Consider the following 13922-nt stretch of genomic DNA (forward strand, 5'->3'; position numbering starts at 1 on the left):
CGCTCGCGATACGCGATGAACCGTGACGGCGCCCTACGGTGCCGAGGACTCGACCAGCGGTTGGACGGGGCGGTACGGCTGCCCGTCAGCCCGGTTCTCTGGCCGTGCTGGTGGAGTGCACCTATTCCGGGTGCGTACACGGCGTGGTCCTACCTGTCGACGGTGGCCGGCGCGGTAACGGGTTCCGGTCGGTCCAGCGCCGGAGTTTGTCCGGGTTGAGGACCGTCCAGATGTGCTTGACCCGGTCCCCCGCGATGTCGAACGCGAGGACTGTCACGGTCACGCCCTCCTGCCGCACCGCCAGGCCGGGCTGGCCGTTCACCACGCACTCGAGAACGGTCACGTTGCCGGGCATGTTGTCGGCGATCGCAGCGTAGTGGCGTGCGACGCGGTCGGCACCCTCGATCGGGCCGGGCGCAGCGAGGCTGAGACCGCCGCTGTCCGCGATCGCCGTGGCGTCAGGATCGAGGAGCCCGACAAGCGCGTCGATGTCCTTGGCTTCCCACGCCTGCTTGAACGCGCGAACCGTGCGCGCAGGCCGAGTTGTCGATGCCCGCGATGGCTCGAACGTGCGCACGCGGCGACGGGCAGCGGAGGCCAGCTGGCGGCAGGCCGCTGGCGTCCGGCCGACGATCCGCGCCACCTCGGGAAACGCGTAGCCGAAGACGTCGTGGAGGATCAGCGCGACGCGTTCGGCCGGAGACATGGACTCGAGTGTGACGAGGAACGCCATGGTGACCGACTCGTCGAGGGCGATCCGGTCGGCGGGATCGCCCCGCGTGCCGTCCGCCCCGGCGACCCACTCGGTCCCGTCGGGTAGCGGCTCGGGGATCCACGCTCCGACGTGCCGTTCCCGGCGCACCCGCGCGGAGCCGAGCAGGTCGAGGCAGATGCGGCCGGCGACAGTGGTCAGCCACGCGGCCGGAGACCGGACGGCGTCCCGCTGCCGGTCGGACATGGCGTACCAGCGGGCGTAGGTCTCCTGCACGGCGTCCTCAGCCTCGGCGAGGGAGCCCAGGAGCCGGTAGGCAAGGTTCATGAGGTGGCGCCGCTCACCCATGACCGCGCTCAGGCCTGGGTCGTCATGCCGGCCCGATCGCGGCTCGTCGTCTGTGGTCATCGTCCCGCCAGCCTCCCCGCGATTACGCGTCTCTACCGCTACGACGAATCACGGCGGCGATCTGTGATGCGACCGGCCTCGCCTGACACTTCGGGCCGCCGCGTCGTCGTAACTGATGACTCAGGGAGAATCCCGACAAGAAGGCGACCATCGTGAACATCGTCCTCTGGATCGCGGCGTCCGTGCTCGCGCTCGCGTTCCTCGCCTCCGGCGCGACCAAGCTCCTTCGGCCGCGCGAGAAGGTCATCACCAGCGGGTACCGGTGGGCCGAGGACTTCTCGCGCGGCCAGGTCAAACTCATCGGGGTAGCGGAGGTTCTGGGCGCCACCGGGCTGATCGTCCCGCCCGCGCTCGGTGTCCTGGATGTGCTGAGCCCGGTGGCCGCGGCGGGGCTTGCGCTCCTGATGGCCGGCGCCGTGGTCGTGCACCTTCGTCGCGGGGAGCCCACGTACGCCACGGGCCCCGTCGTGCTCGCCGTGCTCACCGCCGCGCTCGCTGTACTCCGCTTCGGCCCGTACGCCTTCTGATCCCCACCACATGAGGAGACGCACCATGCCCACTGACCACCAAGCCACCATCAAAGCGACGTTCGAGCGGTTCCACCACGCCACCAACAGCGGCGACCTGGCGCTCATCGAGACAACAATCGACGAGATCTTCGAGCCGGACGCCGTGTTCCACGCGCCGGTACCGAGTGACCGGACCGGGCCGGAGGCGGTGAAACGGGTATGGGCGACGCTACTTCGCGCGTTTCCCGACATCCGAGTCACGATCGAAGACGTGATCACCGCAGGCGACAAGGTCGTCCTTCGGAACACCGTCACCGGAACCCACCGTGGTGACTACAACGGCCTGCCGGCGACCGGCAAGTCGGTCAGGTACGACGAGATCTTCATCCTCCGCTTCGCCAGCGGCCGGATCGTCGAGAGCTGGGGCGTCGTCGACATGCTCGCCCAACTGCGGCAGCTCGGCGCCATCCCGGCTCCCACCCAAACCAGTAGCTGAGGGACGTCTCGTGCCGCCCAACGGCTTGGGCGGCACAACGTTCGCCAGGCGCACTCAGCACCTCCACCGGTTCCAAGAGCCACCACCATCGAAGCCTCAATGCCTCGTCGTTACCGTTCAGCCGCGGCCGGGCATCAAGCGAGACCTGGTACACCGCGAGGAGCTCGCAACGCACCGGCCGTACAGGGTCGAACTCAGCCACACCGGCGAAGGTGAGGTCCGCCACCTCCATCCGGTCTCCTCGCGCAAGCTCCCGCACCGCACACGGTCGCGCGATTGAGTGCCGTTCTTCATTGCAATGGACCAGGCAGGTCCGCGATCTATGAAACGAAAAGAGGCCCATCCAGGCATACTGGATGGGCCTCACGTTGCGATGAATCGGCGGACGGTAGATGGCGCCGACCGGCCACTGGAAGCCGTACACGGCGGTCGGCTCGCGGGCTGCGGTCTCGAAAGGATGGAGGGACGCCGCGATGACCGGCCAGATCGGCTCCGACTGGATCTGATTCAGTGGCAGTCCCCACAGGGATCCGGTCGGGTTGGGCGTTTCTGCAACGCCCAAGGATCGGACCCCTTGGGCTTCAGATTGCGATGTCCGATGTGGCCGAGCCACGCACCTCGGCCGGCCCTTCGCTGCACATCGTGAAAATGTAGTCTCTTGATTATCGATCGAATGGGCGGGCTCTTCCCAACCTTGGCGTGGCGCGCGGTCACGTCAGTCGCCGCGGCCGTGCGGGTCAGCAGTGTCGTCCAATGAGGAGGCTTTGATGAGTAGGTTCGTCATCACGATCGCGGCGGACAACGCCGCGGCGGGCGGCGCTGACAACGCGTTCACCACGGTGCGCGTGGATACGTCGACCGGTCAGGCCCAGATCACTGACGCGCGCCATCGGTGTGTGGCGGCCGTACCGTCAGATGGGCGGCTGGAGTAGCGTCTCCAGTCCGGCCCGCAGCTTACGCCGCGCCGCTGGTTTCTCCGGGAGCCGGAACCGCAGCCAACCGTCGACGTCAGGAATCTCCAGGTCGCTGGCGGCAGCCGCGGTGAACCGCAAGGCCAACTCGTCGTCGGACAGCGCCCACGCGCGCAGGCCCGCCTCCGCCACGCTGTGGGCGGGCTCGAAGGACACGTTGCCGGGCTCACCTTGGTCGGGGTCGTGCATGGACGATCGGCGGAGCCAAAGCTGGTCGCCTGCCCGTGGTGCACACGGTACGGGCACAAGACCCGGCAGTATCGCGCGCGGGACGGCCAGTCCGGGTATGACGAAAGGGCCGGCCCTTTGTGGGGGCCGGCCCTTTGTCGTTGGTGCGGATCGATCGTCAGGAGGTGGAGTAGCCGCGGGTGGCGATCCAGTCGGCGAGGTTGTCCACGCTGATGCGGTAGGAGGCCTGGTCCGGGTTCGCGGAGTCGGCGATGGTGACGGTCTTGCCGCCGTCGTGGTAGCCGACGACGCTGATGTAGTGGCCGCCTTCGTAGGAGTGGATGACGCCGTCGGTGTCGGTGGTGGTGCCAGCGATGTTGGCGACGACGGCGCGGCTTTCGTCGATGGTGCGGACGATGTCGGTGCGTAGCTTGTCGGTCTGCTTGTCGTTGGCGTTGTTCTCGCGGATCTCTACCGACTTGTAGGCGTCGTTCTTGCCGGTTTCCTTGTTCAGGACCGGGGTGATGTCGTTGATGCTGTTGGTGCCGGCCTCGGTGGTGCCCATTTCCTTGGCCATGGCGTTGACGTCGATGTTCTTGCCCTGCACGGACAGGGCGTTGCGGGTGGCAGCGGGGCCGCAGTAGTAGAAGTTCGGCTGGGCCTCGTAGCGCACGTTCAGTTCCCGCTCACCGGCCGGCTTACGGTCGGTCTGCGCCTGCGCGACCGGGGCGGCCGGGGCGGCGTGGGCGGCGACGGCGGGGCCAGCGATGCCACCGGCGGTGGCGGCGACACCGGTAACGGTCAGGGCGATCTTGCGCAGGATATCGGTACGCATGATGAACTCACGCCTTCCGTTGGGGGGATACACGGCACGCACACGCCGGGGGACGCGGATGCCATGCGGAAAAAGGGGGGGAAGTGTCTTAGGAGGATCGCCGGCGGCCTGGGGCCTGCTCAGGCATCCAGGGAGGGTGTAACCATTCGCGGCGGCGGTTGATTCCCGCCGGGCGGGAGCCTGCGTGGTGGCAGGCCGGGCGACCGGCCAGGTGCGGAGAGCACGCTGCGGTCTGCCATATGTAACGACCCCGGCCTTGGCATGATTCCGGCGGCGGCGTGGCCCCGCCCACGAGACACCCGCCACGAACCGGACATCACACCCGATACCGGCTGCCGGAAACAAACCTCGCTCAAAGGCGAACACGGACCGATCAGCTTGCACACAACTGTGGCCCGCGTCCGCGCCGAGGTGTGCTCGGCGGCGCGTTGGGCGAGCCAGTTCAGCGTCCGGCTGGACAGCGTGATCGCGGACGGATAGGACAGCATCGAGAGGCTCCCTGGCTGGGGCAACGTTCTTGGTCGATTGCTGTCTTACCGCGGAGCCTCTCCCAGCCGTCATCCGCCTCCAACGATGCCCTGACCAGCATCAACAGGTTGGAAAGGCTCATTCTTGGTGCGGTGATCTGGTCGAGGTGGACACGGCGCTTGGCGGAGGTTTGCCAACGTTTTTCAGCGCCGTTTCAGCGCGCTCTGTAACGCTCCATTCGTCAATCCTCTCAACGATTGGAGCCTCCGTGAGGCGCATGATGTACCTGGCGGTTGTCGGAGCAGCCAGCGCGACGGTGATGGCCGTCACTACGGGAACCGCCGCGATCGCCAACGTTGACACGTCGAGTCTTCTGCTTACGGACTGCGTCGTGCGGCATCTTGATGAGCGTGGTGGTGTTGCCGACAGCTCCACCGAGCGCCACGGCTCGGTGCTGGGTCAGTTCCGTTGTACGAACGGAAAGTGGGAGCTGTTGTCGGAACTCGTCGACCGGCGCTCCGCGTTCAAGGCCGACGAGGTTGTGAAGCACGTCGACGGCACGGTTTCGGTCCGGAAGATGGTCAGCCTTGGGTCCAGTCATGACCTCACGATCGCTGAGCGGACCGGTCTACTGCGCGCGGTCACCGGCGACGCGACAGCGACGATCGAAGGTGCGATTGTGGCCGTCGATGATGGCCGCGAGCGTACCGAGGCAGAACTTCAGGCACTTCTCGCGGGTAATGACACCACCGGTGTGCGTGTCGTAGGGCAGGTCAACCTGCCCGCTGCAGGTCAAACTCAGGCCGACATCATCGGCCAGGTCGGCGGTGATCCGGGAGGCGACTATGTGCTCTACTTCTGGAGTAAGATCATCAAGCTTGCTGCTGCGGCCGTGGTCTGGGCAGCCGAGAAGATCTACGATTCTTGCACCCTCAATGTTACCCCCCGGGGATTTGAGATCCGGTGCCAGTTCTGATGAATCCGCGTAGGTTAGTCGCTCACGTCGCGGTCGCTGTTACAGCGATGTTCGCGGTGTTATCACTGTCAAGTGTTCCGGCCGACGCGGTTGAAGTCTCCGGCAACGTCAGGGTTACCGATCGGCCGGGTGCGCCCGGGGAGATCGTTCAACAGATCGAGAGCCAGACAGGCAAGCCGCTTGGCGTCCTTCACAAGGTCATCGCTATTGATGACGGCGGCATGGGCCTTACCGCCGATCAGGCAGCGGCTCTGATCGAAGGCCGGGATGTAGACGGCCTCAGGGTGCTCGGGGTGATGCACGGAGGTGCGGAGCTCCACAACACGACCATGGCGGACCTTTTGGACGGCGTCGTCGATGGTTGGTCCGACCCGAGAACCAGAGCGTCGCACCTGTTGTTGGTCACCGAAGACGGTGAGATCCGTGAGTGGTGCTTGACCATGTGCATTGGAACATGGGCGCCGGCATGGTGGTGCACGCTGGTTCGCAGCCCGCAGTTGTGACAGTGCGGTGAAGGGCTTTCCCATGGAGAGCTCTTCACCGCACCTTCGACCGCGCGGAGTCTGAGCGTGGCAACGGGCGGAGCTTGGCGCGTGCACGCGTTCGAGGGCAATCGGCTGACCGATGTCACGGTCGTGGCCGACGCCGGGATGGTGTCCGAGGCCAACAAACGCGCGATCGAAGCCGCAGGGCTGTCGTTCATCCTCGGCGCCGCATCCCAGACGTCCCCTACGCCGTCACCGCGTGACGCCAAGCTCACCCCGATACCGAGATCCCCGACGGGCACGTGTTTGTCCAGCCGTGGCCGGCCACCGTAAACACGACCACGTCGCCCTCAACCGCGGCTGATCAGGCGTGTTTCATAAGTTGGTTAGAGCCACTCGGTGATGATGGTGATGGTTAGGACGGCTTGGAAGCGGACCGCGAGCTTGTCGTAGCGGGTGGCGACGCCGCGGTGGCGTTTGAGGCGGTTGATGCCATTCTCGACGGCGTGGCGTAGCCGGTCGAGGTCTTTTCTCTGCATGGGATGGGCCAGGAGGTTGTCGCGGATCTCCTCGAGCCGGTGGCGGCTGGCGGGGTCAGGCCGCAGGAGTGGGCAACGCAGACATGAGTGTTCGCGAATGCAAGGGGTGGCGTAGGAGCGTCCGCAAGTGCCGAGGGCGACCTTGCGGCGTTCGAAGTTTCTCTGCACTTGTCAAGCGAGCGGCTGTGAGTCCGTTGGATCTGCTGGCTGAGCACGACCGCCTTCGCGGCGGGCCCCGGAGCCTCGGTAAAGGGATTCGCCGCAGCTACCATCGAGCTCCCCGGAACTCCTCGGGTCAGGTGTGGTCGCGTAGCCAGAGGCGTAGCCCGTCGAGGCGAGTTCGGGCCGGCGGGCGCGGCAGTGCCCGCATCAGTTCCGCGTCGGTGGCGGGGCGGACGGCCGGGATCGTCTGGCGCAGCAGGGCGCGGTCGACCGATACGCCGCCGGTGACCAGGACGTTGACGTCGGCGCGGCGCCGCGCCGCAAGTATCCGTGCTCGTCTGCGCGGCGGACGTAGGTGAGGTCGCCCTCGGTGACGCACTCGGCGTCGAGGCAGAGGGTCTCGACCGAGATCCGGTCGGCCCGCACATCGATGGCGACGCCGCGGGACGTGCCGGTATGGTCGGCCGGCTGGTACAGCATGCCGGCGGGGCTGCCGGTCGGCTGGCCGGTGTAGCCGTGCAGGTCGGCCAAGAAAACCTGGTCGCCGACGGCGGCGGGCGGGCGTTCGGACGGCTTCGCGAGCCGTACCGTCGCGGCGGCGTCGCGAAGCAGCCGCCGGTCGACGGCGAGCGTGCCGGGCGACCCCTACCGTCACCTGTCCCCGCCGCACCTGGTATCCGTGGTGCGCGGCGCCGCGCCGGTAGACGAGGCCGTTTGGCTCGGCGGAGCATTCGGGGGCTGGGGTACAGCAGCGAGTCCAGCGCGGTCTGCCCGCACACGCCCGCCAGCGGCACCAGGGTCGTGTAGGCGACGATGCAGACGAACCGCTCCGCCGGGATCGGCGCCGGATCGTCGGGCAGAAACGTGCCGGTGCCGATGCCCGCCCGCCGTACGCGGCGACCAGGGCCGTGGCACGGTCGAGTTCGACGTGCCGCAAGCGAAGGCTCACCTCGTCTGATCCGGAGTCGCGCAACGCCACGGCGCCGAAGGCGGCGAACCCGGCCAGGGCCAGCACCGCCGGCAGGCCGAGGTACCACCCGCGCAACAGCATCCCGGCCACCAGCAGGAACGGGATACCACTGAGCACGACGGTGAGCCGCGGGCTGGTGCTGGACCCCGAGTTCGGCTTCGTCGGCGACCGCCCAGCCGAGCCACCACAGCGCTGACCCCGAACCCGTACACCAGCACGGCCCACACCACGCGGCCGATGCCGGCGGTGCCCAGCCAGGTGGCGCCGGCGGTCACCGAGACGATGCTCCGCAGGCAGGCGACGAAACCGCGCTGATCAGCAGCACCCCGGCCGCCGCGCCGACCCAGCCGTAGGCGAACAGCGCGATCGCCAACTGCCCCATCGACAGCGGCAGCGTGAGCGCACCAAGCACCCAGACCGCGCCCCAGCTGGCCCAGCACGGCACCGGCTTTCCTTGGCATGCCATCATCGTGGACCCGGACGGCACCGGCTTGCCTGAGCACGCGTGCTCAGACCGGCATGGTGGGTCAGAGCTGGTGAACAACCGGTCCTGAGGCCGTCGACCGGGACGCCTGATCAGGCGTACTGATCGGGCAGGCGCAGCCCCGGGCCGCCGACCTGCCGGCCGAGCGGGGCCGAGCGGCCCTTGGGCTCCTCCCACTCCTCCTGGCGGCCCAGGGCGGTGAGGTCCAGGTAGGGGATGCCGTAGTGGAACTGTTCGATGCCGCGACCGAACGTGGAGTAGGTGTGGAAGACCTCGTCGCCGACCCGCAGGAACGCGCTGATGCCCGGCCACTCGCCGCGCAGGTCCGCCGCGGTCCCCGAGCCCGCGGCAGCGGCCGCGGCGAGCTCCGCCTCGGTGCTGAGGGGGAACAGCACCGGGGCGACCCGGTCGTCGATGGTGGCGTGGAAGTCGTGGTTGAAGTCGCTGCCGTACGAGGAGTACCAGGGGAACGTCCAGCCCATCCGCTCGCGGTACGCGGCGAGCTTGGCGTACGGCGCCCGCGACACGGCCACCAGCGTGGTGTTACGGGCGTGCAGCTGCCGCGGGTTGCCGATCATGTCGGCAGCCGACGAGCAGCTCGAGCAGGCGGCCTCCCGCTCCGGGTCGAACATGAAATGGTGCATGACCAGCTGTGGCCGGCCGTCGAACAGCTCGAGCAGGCTCACCGTGCCGCCCGGGCCCTCGAAGGCATACGGCTTGTCGACGCGGACCATCGGCAGCCGCCGCCGCTCGGCGTTGACCCGGTCCCGGGCGTGGGTAAGCTCCTTCTCCTTGGCCAGCAGCTCCTTTCGGGCGGCCAGCCACTGCTCGCGGGACACCACCCGGGGCAGATTTCTGATCGTCGTCATTTTGATCGCTCCCTATTTGTCTGTTCCTGTCGCACCGTCCATCACCAACGGCTACGAGCCTCGTAGCGGGCAGCTACGACACTGGCGCGGAGTTGTAGACGCGGCGCGGTTCGATGCGGTCGGCGAGCCGGCGCAGGACCCCCGCCGTCAGCCGGCGAGTCGTGCTGCGACGGCGCCGGGGCGCATGCGCGGAGATCGTGGGCGCTTTCGGGCGGGCGGACAGCACGTGCTGCCTCGTCGCCGTCTCGGCCATGATCATCGAGGTAGGTAGCAACATCGGGCGCTCCCTGCGTGAATGCCGGCCGAGGCCCGGCTACGGGCTCTGACTCGTTATAGCAATCAACTGGTTGCCATCCAAGGTATAGCAATCAGTCGGTTGCGTCAACACCTCGTCTCTGGTGCGCATCGCACGGCGACGCGCGTCTGAGTAGCCTCGAGCAGGCGACCGCGGGCCGCGCAAGGCAGAGGTGATAGAGATAGCAATCTATCGGTTGCTAACGGTTGGAGGCTCTGTGGGCTTTCCTGATCGCATCGAGCGGACCGTCCAACTCGCTCACCCACCGGCCACAGTGTGGTCGGCGCTCACCACGGCCGAAGGGCTGGCCGCCTGGTTCGACCAAGAGGCGACCATCGACCTGCGCCCCGGCGGGACGGCCCGGATGACCTGGTCCGACGGGTCCACCAAGGACATGCGGGTGGAACGCGTCGAGGAGCGGACCATATTCGGGTTCACCTGGCAGATAGACGGGCTGCCCGAAGACGACGCCCGCCGAACCTATGTGGAGTTCACCCTCGAACCGGTCGGCTCGGGCACGCGGCTACGGGTGGTCGAGACCGGCTTCGCCCAACTGCCGCCGGATACCTATCGCAAGGCATACGACGCCCACACCCAGGGCTGGGCCAGCGAACTCGGGGAACTCGTCGAGCGCCTTGATGCCGCCTGACAACGAAGCGGTCGCCGAACAGGTCATCGTCGCCCTAGCCGACCCGACCCGGCGCAGTATCCTGGCCGCGCTCGCCTCAGCAAGACCGGCCACCGCCACGGACCTGGCCGCCCATCTACCGATCACCCGGCAGGCGATCGCCAAACACCTCACCCTCCTGGCCGACGCCGGCCTGGTCACAGCCGAACCGGGAGAGCGTCGGCGGGTGCGTACCGGCTGCAGTCCGCGCCGATGCAGCAGGCCCAGCAGTTCCTGGCCGCGCTGGCCCGCGACTGGGACAACTCCCCCGACGCGTTGACCGGCCACCTCAACCGGCAACTGGCGCCGGCCGCCGACCCCGGAGGCATCCGACACCGCGAAATGAATGAGGCCCCTCGAACGGTATCTACCAGGCGCTCAGTCGAAGGCCGCGTCGCGCAACGGGCGCGGCAGTGCCCGGTCGAGGTAGGTGCTGGTGCCGCTGTGCCGGTACCCACGGGTGGCCACCACGCCGGCCTGATCGAGTCGTTCGACGACGCCACCGGCGTGGCCACGCTCGCCGCCGCGTACGCCGAATCCGCGGCACTCGCGCGGCTTGCGCAGCGGATGGGCAAAACCGCCGTGGCCAAGTTCCTCAGCAACCTGCCGCCTATCACAGCCGCCGCTCGTTCCGGGGACATGGGCGAGATTCTGGCGACGGCATACCTGCACGAAGAAGGCCGGTGGGTGGTCGGCCCGAGTCGGCTCATCCACCGTGACCATCAGGAGTGGGCGATGCGGGGAGACGATGTGCTCGGGGCAAAGATCGACGCCGACGGCAAAGCATTGATCATCAAAGCCGAGGCGAAAAGCCGCATCAAACTGGACAAGCGTACGGTCACCGATGCCCGTGACGGTCTGGCCCCGCAATGAGGAGATGCCGTCGCCGCAAAGGTTGTCCGGCGAGCGGCCCAGACTGCCGAGCGCGGCGGTCAGTTCCGCAGCGATCATTTTGGTGATATGCGGATTGTCGGTTACGGGGGCGAGCAGCCAGGTGTTGCGGAGTCGGCGAAGCGTCCGACGGAGGTCGCGCGCGGCCGAGGCGCGTTTCGGTGCGTTGAGCAGTCTTCGAAGTGTGGCGCTGCCGGGATGGTCGGCGCCAGCGCGTAGGGCAGCCGCGGCGAGGATAAGGCGGTCGGGTTCGGCTAATGCCGCTGCCCAGCCGAGCATGTCATGCGGCGCGGACGGGAGCCTCGTGACGATCTCGAAGTGATCGCCGTCGGCGCGGGCCGCGACCGCGACGATGTGCTGCAGGTAGCCCAGCCCCGCACTGGCGGCGGCGACCAGCGGACCGAAGTCCTCCGGCGTGGCCGCCAACCCGGCCGGGACACCAACCACCAGCACCAGGCAGCCGCCCGGGCGCAGCAGCTTGTCGGGCGGCATGCGCCGCTGCCCCTGTCATGGCTTGCGGGGCGTCCCTGGCCATCGGAGCTTTCGTGAGATCGCGAGGGCTGGCCGTGGTGGGGTTCCTCGCCATCGAAGCCATCGGCTTCACCTTCCAGAGCCTCGCCGTCATGCTCGCGTGGATGGCCGGCGAGGGCGACTTCGGCGTCGCCACCGACAACGGCGCCTTCGGACCGAGCCCGAGCGGCTTTCCAGTCGCCTTCTCCGAGTCGGACCTGTACGCATACGGCCTGGTGAACCTGGTAATCATCCTGGTCGGCATCGGTCTGACGGTCGCCGTCCACGCGTGGCGGGCCCGGCGCCGCGCCCGAAAGAACGTCGTGACGGTGGCGTGAATCGAACCGCCGCTATCCCCCGCGAACTTGGCGAACCGGTCGCGGCCAAGGTTAGGGCCGATCGTGGGCGTGCGGCGCCGGGCAGTGGACCGGGCCAACCGCTGCCCCGCCGTGCGCGACCCGATTGCGCGCCAGGCGTCCTGCTCCGCGTGCGCAGCGGTTGGGCCGCGGTGGGATCAAACAGGTCGGCGTGGACCGAGACTCAGAGTCTGGGTCGTTGACGGTTACTTTGCGGATTCGCCCGAACGGGTCGTCTGCCATGAGCGCCACGGCGCCCCGATTTTCCGTCGGCGGCCCCTGCGTCCCCGCTTCCCGAGCACCGATTCACTGAGCGTGTAACCCGGATCGCGCCATCCGGTGTCTTGGTGTGTGACGGAACCGGGGAGGACGGATGGGCGAAGCGCCCGGCACGGAATTCGACGACTTCGTACGCTCCAGGTGGGTGTCGCTGCTGAGGGTGGCATACCTGCTGACAGGTGACCGGCACGCGGCGGAGGACCTGCTCCAAGAGGTGCTGGAGCAGGTCTACGTGCGGTGGCGCCGAGTGCGCGCGACGCCGGACGCGTACGTGCGCAAGGCGCTGGTCAACCGCGCGGCCAACCGTTGGCGGCTGCGCAGCCGGCGCCGCGAGCGGGAGCTGGGCGACCTCGACCTGTCCGCGCCCGACCACGCCGGCGACGTGGCGCTGCGGGAGGCGGTGGCTGCGGCGCTGCGCGCCGTGCCGCTGCGCCAGCGGGCCGCGGTGGCGCTGCGTTTCCTCGAAGACCTCTCGGTCGCCGAGACCGCGGCGGCCCTGGACTGCTCCGAGGGCGCGGTGCGCAGCCACACCGCCCGAGGGCTCGCCAAGCTACGCCAGGCACTGTCCGGATCCGATCTCGTCCTGCCCGACCCCAACGGACACCGGAGCACGCGATGACCCTGAGCGACAACGACATTCGGACCCTCCTGCACCGTGCCACCGACCACCTGACCGGCCCGCCCGGCCTCCTCGACGACATCCGGCAGGGCGGGCGGCGCCGGGTCGTGCGCCGCCGCGCACTGCTCACCGCCGGCCTGGCCGTCACCGCCGCGGCATCTACAGGGGGCCTGCTCAGATTTGTCGGCACCGAAGGCGAACAGCCACTCGACCCGAGCTCCCCCCTGTTCGCCGAGCCGACCCGCGGTGACCTGGCCGGCGACAAGGACTACCTGCGCCAGGTGCGACAACAGTGGTTCGGCTTGCAGGACCCGCTGCCCGACATGCGGGGCACGCCACACGTACTGTGGGCGGGCAGCACCCCGGCCGGCCCCGCGGCGTTCATCGCGCAACGCGGCGGCACCGGGGCGGCGGTCGGATGGATCGAGCCGACGCCGGACGGTCCGCGAGTGTCGAGTGTTTCGCCGGTCAACGAGCCGACACGGATGCAGGACATCGCGCAGGCGATCCTGCTCGGTCCAGAACGCGACGTGCTGCTCGTACTCGACTTCGGATGGCCGGTGCAGCTTTCGACCGAGCTGCGATACGCCCCGGACGGCAAGATCGTGCGGCAGTACCAGCCCTTCGCGTTCGGCGACGGTGCCGGCTGGCGGCACGTAGACCGACAGGTCAGAAAAATCACCGTGGCGCTCCGGCGCTCGGACGGCCAGCCAGGCCAGGTGTTCATCAGCAACGCCTCGACCGTGCTCAACCCGGAGCAGAAGCAGGTGCCCGTGCCGGAACGGTTCGAGTACACCCTGCCCGGCGCGCCCCTCCCCCTAGGCAGGGACGAGACATCATCGGCACTCAAGCCCTACCAGGACTTCGACGGCACACACACGCAAAACCCGCGACTGCCGCGGCTGACCATCCGCGGCCTCACCCCGGACGGCCGCCGGCTGCTGGTCGACACGATCCAGTTCGACGACGACCCCACCCGCGTCGTGGCCATGCTGGCCCGCGGCGAGGCCGAATACCAGGCGGTGGCCAGCGGCTTCGTGGACTGGAAGGCAATCCTGCCAGTGCGGCTACGACTCCCCGACGGGCAGGGCACGCTGGTCGCCGCGCCCCGCACCACGCTGCAACACCGCGCCGGCGGCGGACGCTGGCACGACGCCGGGCCAAACGCCACCCTCCTGCCTACCACCGCCACCGAGGTCCGCGTCACGCCCAACACCGGCCCCGCCCACACCGTCCCGCTGTAACCGCACGAG

At 68.4% G+C, this 13922-nt stretch carries 18 protein-coding genes and 2 pseudogenes; 12 read left to right on the forward strand and 8 right to left on the reverse strand.

Features of this window, described 5'->3' with window-relative positions; translation table 11 throughout:
* Window positions 1-121: 121 nt before the first annotated feature.
* On the reverse strand, window positions 122-1120 hold the full coding sequence (gene sigJ, locus ACFFIA_RS02875; RefSeq protein WP_377244779.1) for an RNA polymerase sigma factor SigJ: 999 nt from the start codon (window positions 1118-1120) through the stop codon (window positions 122-124).
* Window positions 1121-1272: 152 nt separating this feature from the next.
* Between sigJ and ACFFIA_RS02880 the strand changes: the two genes are divergently transcribed.
* The 3 genes from ACFFIA_RS02880 to ACFFIA_RS02890 all read left to right on the forward strand — a co-directional run bounded on the left by ACFFIA_RS02880 (window position 1273) and on the right by ACFFIA_RS02890 (window position 3057).
* On the forward strand, window positions 1273-1647 hold the full coding sequence (locus ACFFIA_RS02880; RefSeq protein ID WP_377244782.1) for a DoxX family protein: 375 nt from the start codon (window positions 1273-1275) through the stop codon (window positions 1645-1647).
* 25 nt (window positions 1648-1672) lie between these two features.
* Window positions 1673-2125, forward strand: a complete 453-nt coding sequence (locus ACFFIA_RS02885; protein ID WP_377244785.1) for an ester cyclase — start codon at window positions 1673-1675, stop codon at window positions 2123-2125.
* Window positions 2126-2892: 767 nt separating this feature from the next.
* Window positions 2893-3057 carry a hypothetical protein gene (locus ACFFIA_RS02890; RefSeq protein ID WP_377244788.1) on the forward strand — a complete coding sequence of 55 codons (165 nt, stop codon included), beginning with the start codon at window positions 2893-2895 and terminating at the stop codon, window positions 3055-3057.
* On the opposite strand, the gene ACFFIA_RS02895 is transcribed toward ACFFIA_RS02890, so the two are convergent.
* Both ACFFIA_RS02895 and ACFFIA_RS02900 read right to left on the reverse strand, forming a co-directional pair.
* On the reverse strand, window positions 3037-3252 hold the full coding sequence (locus tag ACFFIA_RS02895; protein ID WP_377244791.1) for a hypothetical protein: 216 nt from the start codon (window positions 3250-3252) through the stop codon (window positions 3037-3039). The genes ACFFIA_RS02890 and ACFFIA_RS02895 overlap by 21 nt on opposite strands.
* A gap of 190 nt (window positions 3253-3442) precedes the next feature.
* On the reverse strand, window positions 3443-4099 hold the full coding sequence (locus ACFFIA_RS02900) for a C39 family peptidase (protein WP_377244794.1): 657 nt from the start codon (window positions 4097-4099) through the stop codon (window positions 3443-3445).
* A 736-nt stretch (window positions 4100-4835) separates the two neighbouring features.
* Between ACFFIA_RS02900 and ACFFIA_RS02905 the strand changes: the two genes are divergently transcribed.
* The 3 genes and pseudogenes from ACFFIA_RS02905 to ACFFIA_RS02915 all read left to right on the forward strand — a co-directional run.
* Complete coding sequence (locus ACFFIA_RS02905; protein ID WP_377244797.1) at window positions 4836-5543, forward strand: hypothetical protein; 708 nt, start codon at window positions 4836-4838, stop codon at window positions 5541-5543.
* Window positions 5544-5590: 47 nt separating this feature from the next.
* A complete protein-coding gene (locus ACFFIA_RS02910) occupies window positions 5591-6046 on the forward strand; it encodes a hypothetical protein (RefSeq protein WP_377244799.1) in 456 nt (151 codons plus the stop codon).
* A 60-nt stretch (window positions 6047-6106) separates the two neighbouring features.
* Window positions 6107-6357: pseudogene (locus ACFFIA_RS02915) on the forward strand (IS1634 family transposase); the annotation flags it as partial.
* 57 nt (window positions 6358-6414) lie between these two features.
* Here the strand turns inward: ACFFIA_RS02915 and ACFFIA_RS02920 are convergent.
* The 5 genes and pseudogenes from ACFFIA_RS02920 to ACFFIA_RS02940 all read right to left on the reverse strand — a co-directional run.
* Window positions 6415-6555: pseudogene (locus tag ACFFIA_RS02920) on the reverse strand (IS5 family transposase); the annotation flags it as partial.
* Between the two features lie 381 nt (window positions 6556-6936).
* Window positions 6937-7260: a hypothetical protein gene (locus ACFFIA_RS02925; protein ID WP_377244802.1), complete on the reverse strand. Its 324-nt coding sequence runs from the start codon at window positions 7258-7260 to the stop codon at window positions 6937-6939.
* A gap of 710 nt (window positions 7261-7970) precedes the next feature.
* Complete coding sequence (locus tag ACFFIA_RS02930) at window positions 7971-8144, reverse strand: hypothetical protein (protein ID WP_377244805.1); 174 nt, start codon at window positions 8142-8144, stop codon at window positions 7971-7973.
* Window positions 8145-8275: 131 nt separating this feature from the next.
* Entirely contained in the window at window positions 8276-9052 is a 777-nt protein-coding gene (locus ACFFIA_RS02935; RefSeq protein ID WP_377244808.1) for a DUF899 domain-containing protein, read from the reverse strand.
* 73 nt (window positions 9053-9125) lie between these two features.
* Entirely contained in the window at window positions 9126-9329 is a 204-nt protein-coding gene (locus ACFFIA_RS02940; RefSeq protein WP_377244811.1) for a hypothetical protein, read from the reverse strand.
* Between the two features lie 235 nt (window positions 9330-9564).
* Here ACFFIA_RS02940 and ACFFIA_RS02945 point away from each other — a divergent pair, with 235 nt between their 5' ends.
* The 6 genes from ACFFIA_RS02945 to ACFFIA_RS02970 all read left to right on the forward strand — a co-directional run bounded on the left by ACFFIA_RS02945 (window position 9565) and on the right by ACFFIA_RS02970 (window position 13913).
* Window positions 9565-9996, forward strand: a complete 432-nt coding sequence (locus ACFFIA_RS02945) for an SRPBCC domain-containing protein (protein ID WP_377244814.1) — start codon at window positions 9565-9567, stop codon at window positions 9994-9996.
* Window positions 9986-10294 (forward strand): ArsR/SmtB family transcription factor, encoded by a 309-nt coding sequence (locus ACFFIA_RS02950; RefSeq protein ID WP_377244817.1) that lies wholly within the window; start codon window positions 9986-9988, stop codon window positions 10292-10294. The genes ACFFIA_RS02945 and ACFFIA_RS02950 overlap by 11 nt, the downstream gene beginning before the upstream one ends.
* Window positions 10295-10581: 287 nt before the next feature.
* Window positions 10582-10887 (forward strand): Hachiman antiphage defense system protein HamA, encoded by a 306-nt coding sequence (locus tag ACFFIA_RS42570; RefSeq protein WP_512700714.1) that lies wholly within the window; start codon window positions 10582-10584, stop codon window positions 10885-10887.
* 563 nt (window positions 10888-11450) lie between these two features.
* Complete coding sequence (locus ACFFIA_RS02960; RefSeq protein ID WP_377244820.1) at window positions 11451-11753, forward strand: hypothetical protein; 303 nt, start codon at window positions 11451-11453, stop codon at window positions 11751-11753.
* Between the two features lie 391 nt (window positions 11754-12144).
* Window positions 12145-12669, forward strand: a complete 525-nt coding sequence (locus tag ACFFIA_RS02965) for a SigE family RNA polymerase sigma factor (RefSeq protein WP_377244823.1) — start codon at window positions 12145-12147, stop codon at window positions 12667-12669.
* Window positions 12666-13913: a hypothetical protein gene (locus tag ACFFIA_RS02970; protein WP_377244826.1), complete on the forward strand. Its 1248-nt coding sequence runs from the start codon at window positions 12666-12668 to the stop codon at window positions 13911-13913. Before ACFFIA_RS02965 ends, ACFFIA_RS02970 begins: the two co-directional genes overlap by 4 nt.
* The last annotated feature ends 9 nt before the right edge of the window (window positions 13914-13922 follow it).

The sequence above is a fragment of the Phytohabitans kaempferiae genome (assembly GCF_042433955.1).
Lineage (GTDB): Bacteria > Actinomycetota > Actinomycetes > Mycobacteriales > Micromonosporaceae > Phytohabitans > Phytohabitans kaempferiae.

What these genes read in the sequence shown, in the direction of transcription:
- ACFFIA_RS02885 (WP_377244785.1), top strand. Translation starts at nt 1,673, where the DNA reads ATGCCCACTGACCACCAAGCCACCATCAAAGCGACGTTCGAGCGGTTC.
- ACFFIA_RS02940 (WP_377244811.1), bottom strand. Translation starts at nt 9,329, where the DNA reads ATGTTGCTACCTACCTCGATGATCATGGCCGAGACGGCGACGAGGCAG.
- ACFFIA_RS02890 (WP_377244788.1), top strand. Translation starts at nt 2,893, where the DNA reads ATGAGTAGGTTCGTCATCACGATCGCGGCGGACAACGCCGCGGCGGGC.
- ACFFIA_RS02935 (WP_377244808.1), bottom strand. Translation starts at nt 9,052, where the DNA reads ATGACGACGATCAGAAATCTGCCCCGGGTGGTGTCCCGCGAGCAGTGG.
- ACFFIA_RS02910 (WP_377244799.1), top strand. Translation starts at nt 5,591, where the DNA reads ATGTTCGCGGTGTTATCACTGTCAAGTGTTCCGGCCGACGCGGTTGAA.
- ACFFIA_RS02950 (WP_377244817.1), top strand. Translation starts at nt 9,986, where the DNA reads ATGCCGCCTGACAACGAAGCGGTCGCCGAACAGGTCATCGTCGCCCTA.
- ACFFIA_RS02970 (WP_377244826.1), top strand. Translation starts at nt 12,666, where the DNA reads ATGACCCTGAGCGACAACGACATTCGGACCCTCCTGCACCGTGCCACC.
- ACFFIA_RS02900 (WP_377244794.1), bottom strand. Translation starts at nt 4,099, where the DNA reads ATGCGTACCGATATCCTGCGCAAGATCGCCCTGACCGTTACCGGTGTC.
- ACFFIA_RS42570 (WP_512700714.1), top strand. Translation starts at nt 10,582, where the DNA reads ATGGGCAAAACCGCCGTGGCCAAGTTCCTCAGCAACCTGCCGCCTATC.
- sigJ (WP_377244779.1), bottom strand. Translation starts at nt 1,120, where the DNA reads ATGACCACAGACGACGAGCCGCGATCGGGCCGGCATGACGACCCAGGC.
- ACFFIA_RS02965 (WP_377244823.1), top strand. Translation starts at nt 12,145, where the DNA reads ATGGGCGAAGCGCCCGGCACGGAATTCGACGACTTCGTACGCTCCAGG.